The sequence below is a fragment of the Fodinibius saliphilus genome (assembly GCF_005869845.1).
In the GTDB taxonomy this organism is placed as follows: Bacteria; Bacteroidota; Rhodothermia; order Balneolales; family Balneolaceae; genus Fodinibius; species Fodinibius saliphilus.
Genome location: NZ_VAWF01000001.1, coordinates 192418 through 211627, shown reverse-complemented (window position 1 = coordinate 211627; position 19210 = coordinate 192418). Strand labels below are relative to the sequence as shown.

Sequence of the window (19210 nt, the reverse complement as noted above, 5' to 3'; positions counted from 1 at the left end):
TATTGATTATTCTTCCCCTGTCATTATATTAATTATTAAACATGATATTTTATGGCAGCTCTTAAAAGGATTAAAGATTTTAAGCAACCTACTCCAACCAATAAAGAACGTCCGTTTGAATATCACGAGCTATTCTTTTCCATAACGGATAAAAAATCGCATATCACCTTTGCCAACGATGTTTTTATACGTATCAGCGGGTATGAGGAAGAAGAGTTAATCGGTGTGCTGCATAAACTGATTCGTCATCCCGATATGCCCCGGGCCGTCTTTAATATATTTTGGAACTTTTTATTAAATGATAAACCCGTTGCCGCTTATGTCAAAAACCTTGCCAAGGATGGCTCATATTATTGGGTCATGGCCCTTGCATTCCCCTGCGAGGAGGGATACCTCTCGATACGACTAAAACCGGGCAGCGTCATGTTTACTACTGTCCAGGCATTGTATGACCAAACTTTACTATACGAAAAACAACAAGAGAAAAAGACCGACAAGAAAACGGCCATGCAGCAGGCTGAAGAGTTTTTATTACAAAAAATTGATGACCTTGGTTTTGAAAGCTATGAAAGCTTCATGTGGAGTGCCCTTGAGGCTGAGATGAAAAACAGGCAAAACCATCTGGACAAAAATGAATTTCGGTCGACCTACCAAAACAGTACCATACCTAAGCAAATGCTTGAACTCAATGACCTGCTTTACAAGCTTTTCAAACATCTGGATAATCTAAAAAGCTTACAGACTACCCTTAATGAAAATTCAGGCTTCATTCTGGAACTAGCCCGAACCATTTTCCTATTATCTATCAATGCTCAGATAGGTTCCTCCCGGTTGGATCAAGATGATATCTCACTCTCTGTTGTTGCCCAAAAGATGGGAGAACAAGCTGTTAAAGGGGAAGACTTTTTAGAGCATATGCAAGTGACTATATCTCAACTTCAAGATCTATTAAATCGTCTTTCGTTTGATATTATTTCATCTAAACTGATGACAGAAACAACGAACTATTATGCGAATGAAGTTTATAGCTCGGATACTAACTCATATTCATTCTCTGAGCTTTCACCCCAAGACATCGTTTCATTACTCCAGGATTCTTTCCTTCCTTATGTTACCAAAACTAATCACTCCCTTAAACAGGTTCCCTCTTATCTGAACGAATTGGATCATGACGTACAAGATATCGAGCGATTCTTAAAAGTGCTTCGGTTTGTGCATAATACCGGCAAAATTGAAATTGCACGACTCAAAAAATCCGCAAACGGCTTTTCCACCACTTTCAAGGAGCTACTTAAAGAAATCGATTCTGCCCAGAAACGTGTCGAATCGTTAGCGAATCATATTCTTGAAAGTAAATCACATAATAAGTTCTATGCAGCTAGTAACAGATCCCTCAAACAGATAACGGAACAACTGGGAAATGAAGCGATTATAAAAAATGCAGTAACGACATGATGTGACTGTATAAAACTCAATATAAATCTGAATACATAAATAATGTGGATATTAGAAGAAGTAACCGGCCAATCCTCCCGCCCTTTTACCAATGGGCAGAGGGCTCCCAAGATTACAGAAGATAGGTCTTAAGGATGGAATAAGTATCTACAATCCCTCTTGGAACCGTTACCGACTGCTATCTGCAAGAGATTGATCACTCCTTAGTTATTTAGAGAATAGATACCTTCATTAATTATTTGGTACAGCCTCAAACACATCTTTAACACCATTGATGCTTAGCTATCAGATTAATCGTTCTACCTTTTCATCGGTATATTCTAAGTCTCTTCACCCTAGATTATGCAGGGTATCGCTAAGCAGGAACTTTTTATAGCTTGAAGCATAGAACCCTCACCAAAGAAGGGCAAATAACAACGCTCATCGTAAATTAACCGCAACAAATAGAGGCTTTCTGGCTATTTACAAAACTACTTGACTAACCTATTGATCAGCTAATCTATACGGATAATGTCTACCGGGCAGGCTTCGGCCGCTCGCTGATTGTATTTTCGTTCATATTCACCCACATCGGCCCGGTATACCTGCCCTTTTTTCTTACCGCCAATAAGTACACATTTGCCATCGCGTTTCGACATCTGCCAGCGTTCCGGCCAGGCTTCTACGCAGTAATTACAGCCAATACATTTTGATCTGAAGAATGTAATTTTCATTGGTCCCGATCCTCCCAGAGATACACTTTATCTCCTTCACGCACCTCTGCATCAATTTTCAGGGTACATTCTTGTCCCTGCACCGTTTTTTCAACCGGCTGATCATCCACCCATATTGATTTAATATTCGGTTCAGCTACCCCGGTTTTCTTCCCGATGATCAGGATATCATCATCTAGGCTTAGCTCTTTGGTTTTTATCCGGACATGGGCCACTTCTGCCTTGGGGTAATAGTGCAACACTTTGCCAATAAAAGTTTTCTCTTTTTCAGCCGCAGAACCATGGACTTTACTCCACTCACCGAGGCGTTGTCCCAAGTAGTAGCCATTCCAGAAACCACGATTATATACGTCTCGAAGATCCTGTATCCAGCGATCCACCTTTTCCGGCGTGTATTCATCATTTACCACCGCTCGTGCCGCTTCGCGATAGCATCGGGTTACCGTTTTAACATATTCCGGTGAACGCCCACGTCCTTCTAACTTCAATACTTGTATACCGGCACCCAGCAGCTGATCTAAAAAATCGATAGTGCACAGATCCTTGGGAGACATGATATACTCATTATCAATTTCCAGCTCGTTGCCATCATCACTGGTTACTCTGTACGAATGACGACAATTTTGCTTGCACGCCCCCCTGTTGGCCGATGAATTATAAGCATGCAAGCTTAGATAACATTTACCCGAAACTGCCATACAAAGCGCGCCGTGGGCAAAGACCTCAATCTCTACCAATTCTCCCGAGGGACCAATAATCTGCCGTTCTTCAATACCTTCTACAATGTTTTGAACCTGTCCCAGGCTCAACTCACGGGCCAGCACCATTACATCTGCAAAGTGGCTGTAAAACTCTACCATCTCAATATTCGAGATATTCGCCTGCGTTGAAATATGTACTTCTACATCTTGCTTGTAAGCATATGATATGGCCGATTGATCAGCTGCGATAATAGCGGTAATTCCCGCCTCTTTGGCCCCATCTACAATACGACGCATTAGCGGAAGATCGTGATCATAGAGCACAGTATTCAGTGTTAAATACGTTTTTACCCCTTGTTCCTTGGTGAGAGAGGCGATTTCCGGCAGGTCTTCGAGTGTAAAATTATTTGAGGCTCTTGCTCGCATATTGAGCTGTTCGATGCCAAAATAGATCGAATCAGCTCCCCCCTGCAGGGCCGCACGGAGCGATGCCCAGCTGCCCGCCGGAGCCATTATTTCGGGATATCGGGTTTCCATAGTCTTCTCAGATGTGGTAGATATGCGCATGAGCAAAAGCTGTTATCCTTTGTAAATGTTTATTATTGCAGTTTCCTGAGAAGCCAAATATAAAATATTTAGGAGTCTTTTATATTAAATATTTGTAATTAATTTTTATCCGGATAATTCCTGCTATGGTGTTAAACAGAAAATGAGTTTTCATCCACAGATCTTAAAAAAGTTGATCTGCAAGAACGGCATACATATCAACTTTCCCCTCTTCGAAAAAAGATTATGAGGGATAATCAACGATCAACCATAGCTAACATCCCTTGGTATTGGCCACGCTTTCAATCCGAACACCGGTTTCAGTAAACTGCCTTGTCCTACCCTTCAAACCGATGAACATCCAGTTCCTCAGGAATCTCTTTTCCATCAACAAGATGATCCGTCAAAAGTGAAGCCCCATAATGTGAATACAGTAATCCCTTGGAGTTCATGCCGGTATAGATGCACATCTTATCATTATTAGGATGACGCCCGATCACCGGTAGTCGGTTCGGAGTTGTTACGCGGACTCCGGCCATCTGTACCTGCTTTGTAACCTTCGAAGAAACATCTTCAAACATAATATCCAGTTTACCGGCAATACGCTTATAGGCTTCCTCCGTGGTTTCCAGTGAATCAAAATGGTGCTCATAGGTGGAACCGACAATCAGCTTTCGCTTGCCACGTCGCATACAATAGCCTTTGGCAGAAACCGCATGTCCCCACTTCAGATCCTCTTCAGCCTCGAACTGCACGATTTGTCCTTTTACCCCTTCCAACGGTAGACCTGCCCACTCCTTGAATTCAGGCGTACGGTAACCTGCCGCAACAACCACGTGCTCTGCCGTACGTTCATCATCCCCTATCTGTATCATAAACTGCCCTGCGGAACCGTCATACTGATAATCGGCCTCCTCGTATCTACATGCTACACCCTGCTCGCGCAGATACGTTCGATAAGTATTCAAATAGTTATCTACATAGACGGTATAGCCACATTCCAGGTAAAGTCCCCCAAGATTGGATGCTATTTGGGGATTAAGTTCCTCGATCTCTTCTTCCTCCATCCAACGTACCCAGCCTTCGGGCCACTCGTATTTATCCAGTGCCTTCTTAAAATTTTTAGCCAGCTTTTCGTTAATTGCCGGACGAAGCACCCCACTGTCAGATACCAGATCATCACGGCCCGAATAGTCCATTAGTGTTTCTATCTGATTGCGTAATGCTTCATAGCAGTCCTTAGCATTCCAGCACAGCTTAGCACGCATACCCGTAGCCGGATTTACCAACCCAGCCGGTGGACCGGGAGCATCCTCAGATACATGGGGATCAATCAGCAACACCTTTTTTCCAGCTTTATTTAACTCATTAGCTATGGCGGTACCACAGATCCCCGCACCAAATACTACTGCATAAAAATCACTCATAAATACTTATTAACTGTATCTTAATTTTGTTTTAAAATCTAGCTTACTCTTCTGTTTTCATCACTTTTACCGTCCACTCTTTGGGCATGGTAGAAAGATATTCCCACTTAAAGGGATCCTCACTTTCAGCCTCAAGTTGATAGTACAGCGGTTTGGGATCATGATCATTAATAAACACAAAAGCTTCGCCCGGCTTTAGCTCATCAAAAGCATCAAATACCAAGTCGTGACGTTTTGCAGGCGGGTGTGGGCGCACATCAAATTTATTGACGACGGTAATATCCCCGGCCGTACTGTCACTTTCTTCCCGCTTAGTAACGTGAACTACATATTCTCCGGGCAGATCCTTTTGGTAGCTCCAGTCATATTCACCCTCAAATTTATTCTTAAATATCTTTCGGATCACTTCTGGATCTTTATCAGCAATAATCTCCATAGTGTCTCCTTTCAGCATCATACTGTAGCGATGGAATACCGCATACTTTCCTTCTTTATCATCTGCCTTACGTAGATCCAACAGGGTTGAAACACCTTCGGTATCGCGGGCCTCCGAGGACTGTGTTCGCGTTACCCTCACTTTCCACTCTTCGGGGTCACGTTGCAAGTATTCCCATCCGACGACATCCCCATAAATGGAACGAAATTCATAGTATAACGGCTTGGGATCATGATCGTTGATAAATACAAAGCTCTCTCCGACGGGCAACTCTTTAAATAGCTTCAACAGCTTTTCATGTCGTTTAATGGGAATGAGTGATCGCACGTCTAGTTCTTCTGTTTGTAGCATAACATTGTTCATTTTGATATTTGAGCAGGTCTAATCCAAACTTAGTTTTAACGTTCATTTACAGGCTATACCTACTATCGTATTTAATACTATTTTATCTTATTATTACTAAAAGTTTTATTCCCCACATTTTCACGCTTATTGCGAAGTTTAATCAATAGAAATATCGTAGGTGCAAGCATGATCACCTTCGGCAATAAAAGTGGTGCGCTCTGCCGCTTCATTGAACAGCTTTTTGTAAAACATCTCTTCGAGCTGGCAAGGCAATCGTGTTTCTTTAATAACTTCACTAAAGGGACAGTTACACTCTTTGATCTCAACTTTCCCTTCTTGGGTATCAAGATCAAACTCCGGCATAAAACCCTCCTCTTCAAGCATTGCCATTAACACTTGTAGTTTCGACTCCATATCACCGGCCGACGATTGATCCATGCGGTCCCTGGCTGTATCAAACCGTTTCTGCCAAAACTCCTCAAAAAAATCTTCAACGACCTCTTCATTGCCGTTGTCTTTCAGGTATTTAATGATATCACGAATTAATACCGATTCGGAGGATGGAAACAAGCTGTTGCCTTTGGGAGTGAGCTGATAATGTAAGCTGGGGCGACCCGGTCCGGAGCGTACATATTCGCGTTCTACATAGCCATCGCTTTCGAGCTGCAGGAAGTGTTCGCGAAGGGTTGTTTTGGCCAGTTCAATCTGGCTTACTGCCTCATCAATGGAGAGTGTTCCCTTTCGCTTTACTAAGTCAATTATTTCTTTTTTTGAACCAGAAACCATAGCAGTTATTGTTAAAATGTTATTTTTAGAGGTTAGGACCTACTGCTTTGCTTTAATTTCACTTTTGATACGCGGTATCAGCTGATCTTTTTCAAAGGAAAACTGTTTCTCAATGTTACCGAACAAAATTTTAAAATTTTTATTTTGCATCTTCAATAATGTGCTGGCATCATCAGGATTTTGAAACTGCTGTCCCTGCCTGCGGAGACTATTCATCAGATGTTGCAACCGATCACGATCTTTAGCAAGGATAGAAAAAGATCGTTGAAGTTGACGCACGATACCATGGCTGATATTTGCTTTTCGGCCTTCATCTAAACGTATAGCAAGGGGCATAAACTTCTTTTCCTGAAATGTATGATACAGCTTGATTGTTTCTGAGAAGGATAAAAAAGCTTCTTTTACCTCTTTGAGCCAAGGATATTCATCAATATGTTTTTGATAAACTTGGGGAAAATCTTCTCCAAGTTCTTCCATTACCGCTGTACAAGGGCTGATAAAACTATTTTCCATATAGGATTTCCACTTTTTTAGGGATTCCTCTTCACCCGGTACTGGTAGTTGTTGACGATTTCTCATAGCACGGTGATTTTTCATCCACTCTAATACTTCAACTTCGCACCACTGCTGTTTCTCACAAACAGAGCGTAATGTTTCTTCCTCATGTTTGGTTAACGATAGCCCTATTGAAGCCAAAAGTTCGGCAGCTTGCTTGTTCGAATTTGTTATTTCTGCAATAGTAGCTTCCGGTGTTAACCCGGCACAGGATTGATTAGTATTCATAATAAAAAATGTCAAAGTGATTATTTGTTTCAATCCATACTTAAGATATTGATGATTTTTAGACGAATCAATAAAAAAGGTTAAAACCGTTTTTATGGTTGATATTAAATTTGGGGACTCCTACATTTGGATAGAATCACCAAAAAAACTGATTTTTTAGCAAAATGGCTTATGTTGTTACCGAACCCTGTGTCCAATGCAAACATACTAACTGTGCGGCTGTCTGTCCGGTGGATGCCTTTCGGGAAGGGCCAAACTTTCTAGTCATTGACCCTTTTGAATGCATCGACTGTGATGCCTGTGTGGCAGAATGTCCCGAAGAGGCTATTTATCCCGATGATGAGGTCCCCTTGGAATGGGAAGGGTATATTGACCTGAATGAACAGCTCTCAGAGGCTTGGGCCGACCACATCATCAACCAGGAAAAAGATCCCCTGCCCGAGGTTGATGCCTGGAGCGATCGTGACAACAAACGAGATGCATTAATTAAGAGCTGGGATGATGCGGTAGCTGTTGATTAGTTTTCATACGACCTGTTACAACTTTTACGAATAGAAATGATTAAATTTTTAACATGCTAACTTTCTACTCCATAGACCGAGGCAACATTGTTCAACAACTCAGAGAGGTGATTGACCCGGAGCTGGGTGTCAATATTGTGGATTTGGGCCTGGTTTATAACATTTTTGCCGAAGACGGAACATTGGTTGTTGAATATACTGCTACTACACCGGGTTGCCCTATGCGACGGTACCTACAGCAGCAGATCGAGGCGGCATTAGCCACTGTAGATACTTTTGAAAATTATGAAGCTCGTCTTGTCTGGGAACCGGAATGGTCGGTAGAGATGATCGAAAATGGTGTTGATTTTTTCGGGCATCCCCCACCACAGGTGAACGATAGTTGATGGCAATCTTGTCCCCTATTATCCCTAATTAATTAGATAATAATGAGCTCCTCCAGAACTCCCACATACATTCTAATTGGACTACTTGCCTTTGCTGCTTTTGGCTTGTTAACGGGACTTTATGCAGGACTCCTTCGCCTTGGCATATTCCACCATTTATCTACCCAATCGATATCTCCCCTCTCCCATGGCCCCCTAATGATTAATGGTTTTCTTGGGACCTTAATTGGGCTTGAACGGGCAGCAGCCCTTGAAAAAAAATGGGCATATGTAGCCCCGATACTAATGGCTGCGTCAACAATTTTTGGATTAATAGGTCATGCAGAAACAGCTCAATGGTTGATGGTTATGGGGGCGCTGGGATTGGCCGGAGTTATGACTTATCTCTATTTTCTCCAGCCTAAAGTCTATCACCTCATTATGGCCCTCGGAGCACTTAGCCTGCTGACTGGAAACCTGCTGTATCTCTGGGGATGGCATATCTATGAGCTTGTAGGTTGGTGGGCTGCCTTCCCGATGCTTACCATCTTTGGCGAACGGCTGGAACTAAATCGAATTATGCGTCCCCCAAAACGAGCCCAACACTTCTTTACTGCACTAAACATTTTATGGATTGCATCGCTGGTTCTGGTTCATTTTACCCGTCCTCTGGGCTGGCGCATCAGTTCAGTTCTGCTTATTGCTATCGCCTTATGGCTTTTTAAATATGATATTGCTAAACGTACGATTAAATCTGTAGAATGGACACGCTACAGCGCTATCAGTTTACTGTCGGGATACAGTTGGCTGATTATAACGGGCCTATTTGGCTTGTGGCAGGGCTTTTTAACCGCCGGTCCTTTTTATGATGGCCTGCTGCATATGATATTCGTGGGCTTTATTTTTAGTATGATTTTTGCTCACGCTTCGGTTATTATTCCATCGCTCTCGGGACGGCTTGTCCCTTATCATAATTATTTTTACTTCCCCCTTATCTTATTACACGCCTTCTTGGCACTACGCATTATTGGCGATTTTGCGATGCTCCCTTCGTTACGAAAGATCGGCAGTTACGGTAATGTGCTGGCAATTATTCTTTTCTTGGGAGGAGTAGTATTTCAGCTATTTATTAAAACAAAAAAACCGTTTCCCAATAGAAATCATTAGTCAATTTTAAATTCAAAACTATTTTTTTTCTACAATGCCTGTAAGAAAATCAGAAGCCCAATGGAATGGCAATTTTCAAGATGGAGAAGGTTCAATGAAAATTGTTAATGGGACGACTTTTAACGAAAACTATTCGTATGCCTCACAATTTGAAGATGGACTAGGTTCGAATCCTGAAGAACTTATCGCTGCAGCACACGCCGGTTGCTATTCCATGGCTCTCTCCGATACCCTTGCCAAGGCAAACTATAATCCTAAAAAGGTTAACACTAAAGCAGAGGTTATTTTTGAAGTTACCAATAATGGAGCTGCAATTTCAGCAATTAAACTACAATGCACAGCGGATGTGCCGAATATTGATATTACAGAATTTCTTAAATATGCCGAAGGGGCAAAGGCCGAGTGCCCGGTTTCAAAAGCTCTTTCCGTTACTGATATATCTCTTGAAGCAGAACTGCTATAATTAAACTCCTGAACTGCTAGCCTAACTACGATATCATGTACTACTTATCGGTTTACATCCATATTATTTCAGCAATTTTTTGGATTGGCGGCATGCTATTTACGGCTGGTGTATTGGTTCCTGTTAGCAGAAAACCATTATTAAAGAATAAAAAAGGAGCCTTCTTTGCGGTAGTTGGTAAAAAATTCAGCCGCATCTCATGGGCTTTATTTTTAGTACTAATCATCACGGGCATCACCAATTTACTAACCCGTGGGCATACAGTAAGTCAGCTCTTGGATCCTTCTTTTTGGACGAATGTTTTTGGAGGATACCTGTTTATCAAGCTACACATTTTTGCACTCATACTTATTGTCAGTGGAATCCACGATTTCTATGCCGGTCCCAAGGCGGTAGAACTTATGGACAGTGATCCCAAAAACAATAAAACACAAAAGATGCGTAAACTATCAAGCTGGTTGGGACGCCTAAACTTAGTTCTTGGTCTGACAATTTTGTATTACGCCATGCGACTGCTGCGGGGATAATATAGTAGCTTCTGCTCAATCTATCTTGCGCCTACTCATCCCGGTATGATGCTCTGCCTTTATTAGGTACTAATTAGCTCAGCACAGTATAATATCGTAAGAAAAACGATTGCTTTGTTGTCAAGAGTATGAAGTAAAATAGGAAAAAAGCATAATAATATGATAAAAGTAGCTGTAGTAGTACTGGCAGGAACAGATTCTCATGAATCACTTGGTCGCGTCGTCAATGCCCTGGAACTAACTAAGGAGCTTCAAGACCATAATGAAGAAGTGAAACTTATATTTGACGGAGCTGGAACCGAATGGATCCCCGAGCTTGAAGATGAAAACCACGATGCTCATCCATTATACAAAGCTGTAAAAGCTAACATACATGGAGCCTGTCGTTTTTGTGCAAAAGCTTTTGAAGTCTTCAAAGAGATTAAAAAAACAGATATTGATCTCCTCGATGAATATGATCAGCACCCAAGTTTGCGAAATTTCATTGCTGATGGATATCAAATAGTGACGTTCTAACATCCTACTCTAGTAATATGCATGATAATAAATATTAATTAAACACTATTTATACTGTAATTAATATTTAAACGTATTTTATCATGATTCCATCCAGTTTTCGGATGAAGGGCTCAGAGAGTTTTTGCGAAGATGTCCTCTAACTAGAAAACTGCCATCTTTATGACAGCTAGAGCCCCCAAAGCCAATTTTTTATTACAAAATAAACATGGGATCTCTTTTTAATATTAAGAATTATTAGTAAACTCCTAACATGTTGTTTTATATTTACTTATCAATAAATAATGGAGGGAGCTATGAAAAGGTTAGGTATATTGTTAGGGGTTTTTGTAATACTACTTACATCAACTGCTTTAGGACAAGAAGAGGAAAAACAAAAAAATGAGATCTACATTGTAGATTTTTTAAAGCCTCAAATTGATAAAATACAGGTATTTGAAGATGCTTTAAAAGAGCATAATAATAAATACCACAGCGACTATCCCGTTTTTGTTTCTTACCACATGACGGGAAAATTCGCTGGTTATTATGGAGTAGTTATGGGGCCACATACTTGGACGGAGTGGGAAGCCAGAGAAACCAGCCAGGACCACGACAAACATTGGTTAGAGGAGGTACTACCACTTTGTGAGAAGATATCAGAGCCTCAATATTGGCGAAGAATACCCAAGTTTGAGCTGAATCCTATTGAAGGGGAGATAGAAAAATCTATCGTTACAGTTCTATCTATTAAACCTGGAGAATTTGCCCGTTTCTGGAGAACGTTGGAAGATTGGCACGAAACCAACAAAGAAAGTGAAGACTACACAAATAACTACAATGTATATACGAGATGGTTTGATAATCCCGACCAAATCGCCATTGTGGGAGGTCTTAAAAATGGATTAGCTGACTTTGATGAACAAGGAAACTTCCGTTCTAGATATGAGGATCAACATGGAAAACAAAGTTGGGATGTATGGTTTGATGACAGTATCATGTCAATAGAATCCATTGATGAGACTTTACGAATGCACCGCCCGGAGCTGGGTACCCAAATGGAATAAACGATGCATAACTATTAATAAAATAATTCATGAGGCCTGAACTAAATTCAGGCCTCCATGAATTTTTCTATCTACTCTTTCAAAGGAAGAGCCGCATACTATATTCAACTTTTTTCTTCTATCAAAGAAGCTCTTGGGTATTTTCAATCCGAATTTCATCTGACTCTTCGTACCCTTTCCAACGTTGGGGAACAGCTACCCGATGCCCAGTTGATATATATACATAAGTTATGCGGAATGGGAAAAGTTCTCCATTGTCAAAAACCCAAAAAGCATTTAAACCCATTATAAATGCTAAAAGACCGTTTATCTCTCGGCATTTCTAAAACACTGAAGCAGTATATAGCAGCTAATAATATTACTTTTCTCCAGTCAGTGATAAGCTTCTAAAATTCGTAAGGCTATCTCTAACCCCCCTCATCACCGATAATGTAATCACCCACAAATGCTTATGAATATTTAAGCTTACTTTAAGGCGCTCTTTGTACATTACAGAGGAAGCGACAAATACACTTTTCATAAATAAAACCAAATAGGTATTTATCATGAAACAATTTATCCTCACATGTATCGCTATTCTATTTGTGGTAGCAACCACTACTGCCCAGCAACAAGATAAAATGCCGATGAAGAAACAGCAGATGATGCAAATGATGGAGGACTCCACCATGCGCACAATGATAATGACCCATATGGCCCAGCATCCTCAAATGCGTCAACAGATGATGCGGCATATGATGCGTTCGATGAATATGGACAGTACTATGGGTATGGCTAATATGAAAAAGATGATGATGGATAATCCCGAAATGAAAAAACGCATGGAAACCCACATGCAGATGATGCAATCAATGATGCAAGGCAACAATATGGAGAATATGATGGGCAACAAAAAAATGCGTGAAATGATGCCCATGCATAAAATGTGCATACAGATGATGATGAAAGAAAATATGATGCATCAAAAAGGGATGATGAATGGCAAAAAAAATCGCCAATAAAATTCAATTATTTTTGAATGATTCCTCAATCTTAATAACGTAGTTAGACATTAGGCAGATAACGTTGTAGTGTGAAATGCCAAAAGAGTTTGCCAAACGGTGACATAGAAAATAAAAAGAATATAAAGCAGTAATTGTACACATATATATTTTTTATGAATTTACCTATAACTAAGCGTTCAACATTATACACACTGCCCTTTTTCATGATAATGGTTTTATTACTTTCATCCTGTGGTTCGGACACAACAAACCAGATGAGCAAGGATGAGCAGAAACAATTAACTGATATCTTTGAAACCATATCTGCCCAACACCAACAGTTGATGGATAAATATGCTGCCCACAACGATACCCTGCCTCCTAATATCCGTCACTTATCACTTCAGACTCAGAAAATGCATCGCCGGATGGGGACCAACCACCAACGTATGATGGCTACCCACCAGCAAAGAAAAATACACGATCAAAAAATGCAGATGGGCCATATGCGCATGCATATGGAAAATCACAGGGCTGGAGAATGGTATCAGCAGATGAGGGATATGTACAGCCAAATGCAGAAATTGCATCAACAATATGGACAGGAAGAGTTGGCACTGATGAATAAAAAAATGGCAGATCATTTCAAACGCATGCAAGATATGGTACCGGGACTAAACCAACCTACCGATATACCATTCAGTGCCCAGAGCAAACCATCCAAGCTTAACGGTAACCGCTTTTATGTGCGCGATTGTGCTTCTTGCCATGGAGAAAACGGTCAGGGCATCGAAAAGGTTTACCCTCCGGTAATCAATTCCAAGTGGATAACAGCAGAAAAATCAATCCCTATTCGTATCGTATTACATGGAGTACGGGGAGAGGTTGAAGTACAAGGCAAACACTACGACGGAGTTATGCCCTCTTTTAAAGCACGGCTTAGCGGGGCCGAAATTGCCGCTATCCTCAATTTTTTACGTAAAAAAAGTGACGATAATCTTTCAAAAATTACACAGCAAGATGTTCTAACTATTGACAAAAAATATTCAAACCGCAGTCATCCTTGGAGTCCAGATGAATTAATGACAAAGTAGCTTTTAAATTATGAAGACCGGAACTAGTAATCACACCCAAAGCCGGTATAATGTTATTGCTCCGCTGTATGATTTTATGGAGTGGCCGATAGAACAACTTTGGTATAAGAAATGGCGACCCCAACTTTGGAATGACATTGATGGTTCCAATATTTTAGAAATTGGAGTGGGTACCGGGAAAAACATCGCCTACTATCCGCCGGAGAAAGAAATTACCGCTATTGATCTGTCTCCGGGCATGCTTAAAAGAGCAAAAGATCTCTTACCTGCTAATATGAAAAGCCAAGCATCTCTTCAGCAAATGGATGCCCAACAATTGACCCTTCCGGATAACTACTTTGACGACATCGTTGCTACTTTTGTCTTCTGCTCGGTACCCAACCCCGTGCAGGGATTAAAAGAAGCACTACGGGTAACAAAAGCTGGCGGAAAACTTCACCTGATCGAACATACGCGATCTGACAACCAGCTACTGGGTCCATTGATGGATTTTCTTGATCCTTTTATTCACTATTTAGTTGGGGTCCATGTTGCTCGTAACACCGTTGATAACGTAAAAAAAGCCGGATGGCATATTAACCAAGTTATAGAGTTAACAGCTGGGGGTATTTTTAAAAGAATTGAAGCAGTGAAGCCAGCTAACTAAAAAGGCAACAAAACATTGTTCTTTCCCAAAACGTGGAATGTCTTTTCAGGCTGCCTCCAATAGCGGCAGTTCAACTAACAAATGTTCTTTCCTTCCCTATGCCCTTGCTATAGGCTCTAATTTTTCCTCCATATAGCTCTACAATTTCTTTACAAAGAGAAAGCCAAGCCACTACCCTGTTACTCTTGAACTACTGCTGCAAATTGTGTTGGGATGAGAAAAACTGCTACTAAAAAGAAACAGATTACCAACAATGATCAAAAACGACCGCATTTTAAAGGAAAATGCAAATATGTTAAATGGGATCAATCATGCCCAGGTTTCATTATTGTACTGAAGAGTACATTGATCGGAATTGCCTAATCTTTATTCAAGAAAAAAAGGGATTACTACCATGATCCGCAGTAAGTAACGGTACGTAAAATTTGTATTTCATCATATTTTGATCAAATTATAGAAAATAAAATTAACGAAAGTAATTCTATTGGATCGTCAAGAATTTAAAGATAAGCTACAGAAAAAAATTGAGGGTAACCTGCAGGATGATCTAATCCAGCATATCGAAGCACGCTTTAATAGCTTTGAGCAACTTCTGAGATACTTTTTGGCAATTGAAAAAAAATATGAGCCCGAAAATATTATAACACAGGGACTCCCGCAGATTTTAAATAATATTGAAGGTACGATAACAGATAAAGAAAGTGAGAATCTATTAGGGACATATCTATCAGCTGTTAATAAAATTAGTAAAACGTTTCCCAATAAAGAAGTTTGGAAACAAAATGAAGAACGGTTCATAGTCCAACAGCAAGATTCTGTTTGGGTAGCAATAGGAAAAAGAAGCAAAAGCACTTTCCGAAGTGTTGCTAAGCTTGGTTTTAGGGCCGTTCAATCACAAAAAAATATTTTCGGAGGTAACAAAAAAGCATATCCCAAATGGGAGCAAGAGATCCCTTTAAATAAAGTGGTGAGCTATCCTTTGTTGGATAATGAATCAGTATTGGAATGGGGACATACACTTCAGCGCATACAGCTAAATCTGATTAGGGATATTGAGGAACTGTTGGTTCAAGAGCGAGAAGTGCAGAAAGAGTTTGATATCCCTACTTTTGTATCAGATCAAAAGAACAGACTGGAAGAGGAAAAAAAGGACCTGCTGAAAAAGGTAAAGCAAGTAATCAGCAGCAAGCATACTCAAATAGTTCGAGATGTTGAGAAGGTGGGAACACTGGAATGGCGTAGTAAATTTTTTGATGATAACAGGCTTCAAGTTAAAGAGGAATATATACGTAACCGTTTTAAGAGCCAAAAGGAGCAATGGCAGTTTGTACAACGGCTCTTTTTTGAACGGACTAAGGATGTGGTACAATTTTTAAAACTGCGTTCTGAAATTGAAAAGGAGATTGAAGAGTTCAAGGTATCATTTGAGGATATATTCCAACAATCACTAAAAAAACCGCTACAGGAATTCTTAACAGATCTTGAAATTTCTATCGAGAAGATTGGCCAGAGAGCTACGCTGGATGAATTGAAAACTTTGCATGAAAACCTTGCTGGTTTTGTGGAAGAGCGACTAATACAGCCCATACAGAAGCTGCTGGATAAACAAATTTTGGAAGATAAAACAGAGCACCTGTTTGAGGATCTACTACTAAAGGTGGGGCAATCTCCACAGGAAGTACAACTCGTTTTCGGGACCCAGCTTGATAAAAATCCCCCGACTGTAAATCAGGAAGAAGTAGAATGGCGCCAATTGGTTGTTCGGGCTCTCAGGGAGTTATTTATGAAGCCCTTACAACCGTCCAATCAGCAGCAGGAAGAATTTCTATCTCAAAATTTGAGCGAGATTATTGAGATAAAGAAAATAATCTCAGTCAACTTTGAATCGGCACTTGAAGCTCGCGATGAAGAGGTAGCTGAAAAAGAGGATCCTACAAAAGTGGTGCGTGAAGCATTACAGCGTATTCTATCGAAGGTTCTGGAACTCAATGAGCAGGCGGGGAAAAAATGGGAACAGATTAATAATGCAATTGATAAGGGAAGTGAAAAGTTCTTCTCTTCTTTATTAGCTCTGCTTCACGAGGGAGATTCTAAGCAACTGCAACGACTAAACGCCAAATATGCGGTAAAAGAAAAAACCAATGACTGGCATGCCGTTCTGGATTCACGCTGGGCAAGCATACAAGATCAGCTGATGCTATGGAGCCGTTTTATTTGGAAAAAAGCGAAAAAGTATGGTGCTGATATAAAAGTTGCGTTAGGATTTAAAACGTCAACAATTCAGGCATCTAAGCGTGCAGATATAGCTACATATCTTTCTGAAACCGATAGTAAAATGAAGGAGTTGCCTTATATATATCGGCGACTTTTTGATTTTAAATCACTTGCGGACAAGCAATTTTTTAAGCCTGCACAAGAATCAACCATGACTTTTAGAAGATCGTATGAACAATGGAAAAATCAGTTCCCCACGAATTTTTCCGTGGTTGGTGAAAAGGGAAGTGGCAAATCATCATTTTTGAGTTTAGTAGTTGATTCAGAACTCGGTGAAGAGCAGGTTGAAACCGTTGAGTTTGTAAAAACTATTTGGGAAGAAGATCAGCTATTAAGTAAGATAGCAGCAGTGCTAAAGGTTGAATCCCCGCAAACAATCGAAGAGCTGGTGGCAACGATTAAAGAATCAGATAACCGGAAAGTGGTTGTTATTGAATCCATACAAAATTGCTTTATCCGTGATATTAATGGCTTTAAAGCTATCGAGAAGTTAGCGTACTTAATTTCAGAAACCAGAGAAAATATTTTCTGGATGGTTAGTTGTTCCAGGTACGCCTGGTCGTTTTTGGATAAGATTTTACAGATCAGCGAATACTTTTCTCATATCAGTAAAAGTGATTCTCTAAATGAAGAGCAGATTGAACAGATCATTTTAAGCAGGCATCAGGCCAGCGGTTATTCGCTACACTTTGAGCCGGACGATCAAATAATGCAGTCGCGTACCTATCGTAAAATCAAGGGACAAGAACATGAGGTCCAAGAGCATTTGAAGGAGGAATATTTTGAAAAACTGACAAGATTGGCTGAGGGGAATCCCTCAATTGCAATGATATTTTGGATTCGTTCGATTCGGGAATTTGACGAGAATTATTTTTATATACAGCCGCTTGAGGTAACATCAGTAGAGATGATTGAGGATCTAAATCCTCAGGTATTATTTGCATTGGCAGCGTTTGTACTACACGATACGTTATCTGACAGCGAGTTAGCCATGGTACTCAATGTAAAACTCGAAGAAAGCAGGTTATTGCTAAATCGGTTGAGGTCACGGGGCATGTTGATCGAAAAAAATGGGTCCTTCACTATTAATCACTTAATGTACCGACAGATAATTCGAGTGCTTAAAGAACGCAACATAATTCACTTGGGGTAATAACTGGATGCACAAATTAATCAAACTATTACTGCTTGCGATCACTTTCCTTTTGGGATCTCATAGCGAGGCTCTTTCTGCCCTACAAGACACCGTATCACAGCAGACCGACACAACCGTTATAATTGGCTCTAGTCAGATTGATATAATCCAGGCGGATACTGTAAATATTGACACCGCCCGCATCGATACGACTGCTAATTTAGCTCCTGTTGATCAAGGTACCAGTCAATCCCTATCAGAGATTGAAAATCTTATTTCTGTTGGCGTTGTACTGGCAATTATCATTGCCTTAATACTTACCTACTTTCTTAACCGATTTATTGTGGTAGTGCTCGAAAACCTGTCAGAACGGTTCACCAGTTATCGGCTGGGAATCAAGCGGATGGTACCAGTTGTACGCCTTGTTATTTGGACGTTTTCGATTTATGTCATCATTGCTGGTATCATTAATCCTCCTATGAGTACTATTATCACGGTGTTAGCCTCGGTGGGTATAGCCGTCGGATTTGCTGCACAGGATATCCTAAAAAATATTTTTGGCGGATTTATTATCATAATGGATCGGCCATTTCAGGTTGGAGATAAGATTGAGGTCGCGGAACATTATGGTGAAGTGGTTTCAATTGGATTGCGGTCAAGCCGAATTGTTACTCCCGATGATTCCTTAGTAACCATCCCCAACAGCGAATTGATGAACAAGGCCGTATCTAATACAAATTCCAGTGCTTTAGACTGTCAGGTGGTGGCAGAAATTTTTCTTCCAATGGATGTAGATGTAGATGAGGCCAAACGAATTGCTTACCGAGCTGCTGTTTCATCACGTTATGTCTATTTACAAAAGCCTATAGCAATTATTGCATTGAATGAAGTACACGAGCAAAATTTCGTGCTTAAACTTCGGGTAAAAGCCTATGTTCTTGATATTAGGTACGAATTCCCTTTTAAAAGTGATATGACAGAATTGATTTTAAGTGAACTAAAAAAACACGATATGATTCCCAATCAAAAACACATTGATAAATCGTAATTCCTGTAAGCTGAAATTTAATAAATTTGCAACTCACCTTATTTAAAATATTATCAATACTATTCTTGGCAAGTTGTAGGGGTATAGAAATTGATAATGAAATGGCGATTAATGATCATATCAATTAGCATACTTCATTAACCTTTTCAGCAGACATTTCATCGCCAAGGGATAATTATAAAGCTGCTTATTAATGCCGATAAGTCCATGGATAAAATATTAGACACGAAAAC

Annotated in this window: 20 protein-coding genes; 13 read left to right on the top strand and 7 right to left on the bottom strand. The window is 40.3% G+C overall.

Annotated features, from left to right (window positions below; all coding sequences use genetic code 11):
- Positions 1-51: 51 nt before the first annotated feature.
- Entirely contained in the window at positions 52-1455 is a 1404-nt protein-coding gene (locus FCN14_RS00945) for a PAS domain-containing protein (protein ID WP_138429214.1), read from the top strand.
- Between the two features lie 494 nt (positions 1456-1949).
- On the opposite strand, the gene FCN14_RS00940 is transcribed toward FCN14_RS00945, so the two are convergent.
- From FCN14_RS00940 to FCN14_RS00915, 6 genes are all read right to left on the bottom strand, one after another.
- Entirely contained in the window at positions 1950-2168 is a 219-nt protein-coding gene (locus tag FCN14_RS00940) for a ferredoxin (RefSeq protein ID WP_138429213.1), read from the bottom strand.
- Positions 2165-3406, bottom strand: a complete 1242-nt coding sequence (locus tag FCN14_RS00935) for a peptidase U32 family protein (protein WP_138430675.1) — start codon at positions 3404-3406, stop codon at positions 2165-2167. The genes FCN14_RS00940 and FCN14_RS00935 overlap by 4 nt, the downstream gene beginning before the upstream one ends.
- 347 nt (positions 3407-3753) lie before the next feature.
- Positions 3754-4842 carry an NAD(P)/FAD-dependent oxidoreductase gene (locus FCN14_RS00930; protein ID WP_138429212.1) on the bottom strand — a complete coding sequence of 363 codons (1089 nt, stop codon included), beginning with the start codon at positions 4840-4842 and terminating at the stop codon, positions 3754-3756.
- A 43-nt stretch (positions 4843-4885) separates the two neighbouring features.
- Positions 4886-5629, bottom strand: a complete 744-nt coding sequence (locus FCN14_RS00925) for a DUF2249 domain-containing protein (protein WP_138429211.1) — start codon at positions 5627-5629, stop codon at positions 4886-4888.
- A gap of 150 nt (positions 5630-5779) precedes the next feature.
- Positions 5780-6409: a helix-turn-helix transcriptional regulator gene (locus tag FCN14_RS00920; protein WP_138429210.1), complete on the bottom strand. Its 630-nt coding sequence runs from the start codon at positions 6407-6409 to the stop codon at positions 5780-5782.
- A gap of 39 nt (positions 6410-6448) precedes the next feature.
- The gene (locus tag FCN14_RS00915; RefSeq protein ID WP_138429209.1) at positions 6449-7192 is read right to left on the bottom strand and encodes a hypothetical protein; all 744 of its coding nucleotides are present in this window, start codon (positions 7190-7192) and stop codon (positions 6449-6451) included.
- 164 nt (positions 7193-7356) lie between these two features.
- Between FCN14_RS00915 and FCN14_RS00910 the strand changes: the two genes are divergently transcribed.
- From FCN14_RS00910 to FCN14_RS00880, 7 genes are all read left to right on the top strand, one after another.
- Positions 7357-7713, top strand: a complete 357-nt coding sequence (locus tag FCN14_RS00910) for a ferredoxin family protein (protein WP_138429208.1) — start codon at positions 7357-7359, stop codon at positions 7711-7713.
- A 53-nt stretch (positions 7714-7766) separates the two neighbouring features.
- The gene (locus FCN14_RS15980; RefSeq protein ID WP_138429207.1) at positions 7767-8099 is read left to right on the top strand and encodes a metal-sulfur cluster assembly factor; all 333 of its coding nucleotides are present in this window, start codon (positions 7767-7769) and stop codon (positions 8097-8099) included.
- Between the two features lie 42 nt (positions 8100-8141).
- Entirely contained in the window at positions 8142-9245 is a 1104-nt protein-coding gene (locus FCN14_RS00900) for a DUF8744 domain-containing protein (protein ID WP_138429206.1), read from the top strand.
- 34 nt (positions 9246-9279) lie between these two features.
- A complete protein-coding gene (locus FCN14_RS00895; RefSeq protein ID WP_138429205.1) occupies positions 9280-9708 on the top strand; it encodes an OsmC family peroxiredoxin in 429 nt (142 codons plus the stop codon).
- Between the two features lie 35 nt (positions 9709-9743).
- Complete coding sequence (locus FCN14_RS00890) at positions 9744-10235, top strand: DUF4149 domain-containing protein (RefSeq protein WP_138429204.1); 492 nt, start codon at positions 9744-9746, stop codon at positions 10233-10235.
- 159 nt (positions 10236-10394) lie between these two features.
- Positions 10395-10751 (top strand): DsrE family protein, encoded by a 357-nt coding sequence (locus FCN14_RS00885; protein WP_138429203.1) that lies wholly within the window; start codon positions 10395-10397, stop codon positions 10749-10751.
- A 296-nt stretch (positions 10752-11047) separates the two neighbouring features.
- A complete protein-coding gene (locus tag FCN14_RS00880; protein ID WP_138429202.1) occupies positions 11048-11797 on the top strand; it encodes a hypothetical protein in 750 nt (249 codons plus the stop codon).
- A gap of 121 nt (positions 11798-11918) precedes the next feature.
- Here the strand turns inward: FCN14_RS00880 and FCN14_RS15655 are convergent, their stop codons facing one another.
- Positions 11919-12083, bottom strand: a complete 165-nt coding sequence (locus FCN14_RS15655) for a hypothetical protein (protein ID WP_171032761.1) — start codon at positions 12081-12083, stop codon at positions 11919-11921.
- Between the two features lie 259 nt (positions 12084-12342).
- On the opposite strand from FCN14_RS15655, the gene FCN14_RS00875 reads away from it, so the two are divergent.
- From FCN14_RS00875 to FCN14_RS00855, 5 genes are all read left to right on the top strand, one after another.
- Entirely contained in the window at positions 12343-12798 is a 456-nt protein-coding gene (locus FCN14_RS00875) for a hypothetical protein (RefSeq protein ID WP_138429201.1), read from the top strand.
- A 155-nt stretch (positions 12799-12953) separates the two neighbouring features.
- Positions 12954-13874 (top strand): c-type cytochrome, encoded by a 921-nt coding sequence (locus FCN14_RS00870; RefSeq protein ID WP_138429200.1) that lies wholly within the window; start codon positions 12954-12956, stop codon positions 13872-13874.
- Between the two features lie 10 nt (positions 13875-13884).
- Positions 13885-14520, top strand: a complete 636-nt coding sequence (locus FCN14_RS00865) for a class I SAM-dependent methyltransferase (protein WP_138429199.1) — start codon at positions 13885-13887, stop codon at positions 14518-14520.
- A 484-nt stretch (positions 14521-15004) separates the two neighbouring features.
- A complete protein-coding gene (locus tag FCN14_RS00860) occupies positions 15005-17947 on the top strand; it encodes a hypothetical protein (RefSeq protein WP_138429198.1) in 2943 nt (980 codons plus the stop codon).
- A gap of 7 nt (positions 17948-17954) precedes the next feature.
- Positions 17955-18977, top strand: a complete 1023-nt coding sequence (locus FCN14_RS00855; protein ID WP_138429197.1) for a mechanosensitive ion channel family protein — start codon at positions 17955-17957, stop codon at positions 18975-18977.
- Positions 18978-19210: the final 233 nt, after the last annotated feature.

What these genes read in the sequence shown, in the direction of transcription:
- FCN14_RS00945 (WP_138429214.1), top strand. Translation starts at nt 52, where the DNA reads ATGGCAGCTCTTAAAAGGATTAAAGATTTTAAGCAACCTACTCCAACC.
- FCN14_RS00940 (WP_138429213.1), bottom strand. Translation starts at nt 2,168, where the DNA reads ATGAAAATTACATTCTTCAGATCAAAATGTATTGGCTGTAATTACTGC.
- FCN14_RS00935 (WP_138430675.1), bottom strand. Translation starts at nt 3,406, where the DNA reads ATGGAAACCCGATATCCCGAAATAATGGCTCCGGCGGGCAGCTGGGCA.
- FCN14_RS00930 (WP_138429212.1), bottom strand. Translation starts at nt 4,842, where the DNA reads ATGAGTGATTTTTATGCAGTAGTATTTGGTGCGGGGATCTGTGGTACC.
- FCN14_RS00925 (WP_138429211.1), bottom strand. Translation starts at nt 5,629, where the DNA reads ATGCTACAAACAGAAGAACTAGACGTGCGATCACTCATTCCCATTAAA.
- FCN14_RS00920 (WP_138429210.1), bottom strand. Translation starts at nt 6,409, where the DNA reads ATGGTTTCTGGTTCAAAAAAAGAAATAATTGACTTAGTAAAGCGAAAG.
- FCN14_RS00915 (WP_138429209.1), bottom strand. Translation starts at nt 7,192, where the DNA reads ATGAATACTAATCAATCCTGTGCCGGGTTAACACCGGAAGCTACTATT.
- FCN14_RS00910 (WP_138429208.1), top strand. Translation starts at nt 7,357, where the DNA reads ATGGCTTATGTTGTTACCGAACCCTGTGTCCAATGCAAACATACTAAC.
- FCN14_RS15980 (WP_138429207.1), top strand. Translation starts at nt 7,767, where the DNA reads ATGCTAACTTTCTACTCCATAGACCGAGGCAACATTGTTCAACAACTC.
- FCN14_RS00900 (WP_138429206.1), top strand. Translation starts at nt 8,142, where the DNA reads ATGAGCTCCTCCAGAACTCCCACATACATTCTAATTGGACTACTTGCC.
- FCN14_RS00895 (WP_138429205.1), top strand. Translation starts at nt 9,280, where the DNA reads ATGCCTGTAAGAAAATCAGAAGCCCAATGGAATGGCAATTTTCAAGAT.
- FCN14_RS00890 (WP_138429204.1), top strand. Translation starts at nt 9,744, where the DNA reads ATGTACTACTTATCGGTTTACATCCATATTATTTCAGCAATTTTTTGG.
- FCN14_RS00885 (WP_138429203.1), top strand. Translation starts at nt 10,395, where the DNA reads ATGATAAAAGTAGCTGTAGTAGTACTGGCAGGAACAGATTCTCATGAA.
- FCN14_RS00880 (WP_138429202.1), top strand. Translation starts at nt 11,048, where the DNA reads ATGAAAAGGTTAGGTATATTGTTAGGGGTTTTTGTAATACTACTTACA.
- FCN14_RS15655 (WP_171032761.1), bottom strand. Translation starts at nt 12,083, where the DNA reads ATGGGTTTAAATGCTTTTTGGGTTTTTGACAATGGAGAACTTTTCCCA.
- FCN14_RS00875 (WP_138429201.1), top strand. Translation starts at nt 12,343, where the DNA reads ATGAAACAATTTATCCTCACATGTATCGCTATTCTATTTGTGGTAGCA.
- FCN14_RS00870 (WP_138429200.1), top strand. Translation starts at nt 12,954, where the DNA reads ATGAATTTACCTATAACTAAGCGTTCAACATTATACACACTGCCCTTT.
- FCN14_RS00865 (WP_138429199.1), top strand. Translation starts at nt 13,885, where the DNA reads ATGAAGACCGGAACTAGTAATCACACCCAAAGCCGGTATAATGTTATT.
- FCN14_RS00855 (WP_138429197.1), top strand. Translation starts at nt 17,955, where the DNA reads ATGCACAAATTAATCAAACTATTACTGCTTGCGATCACTTTCCTTTTG.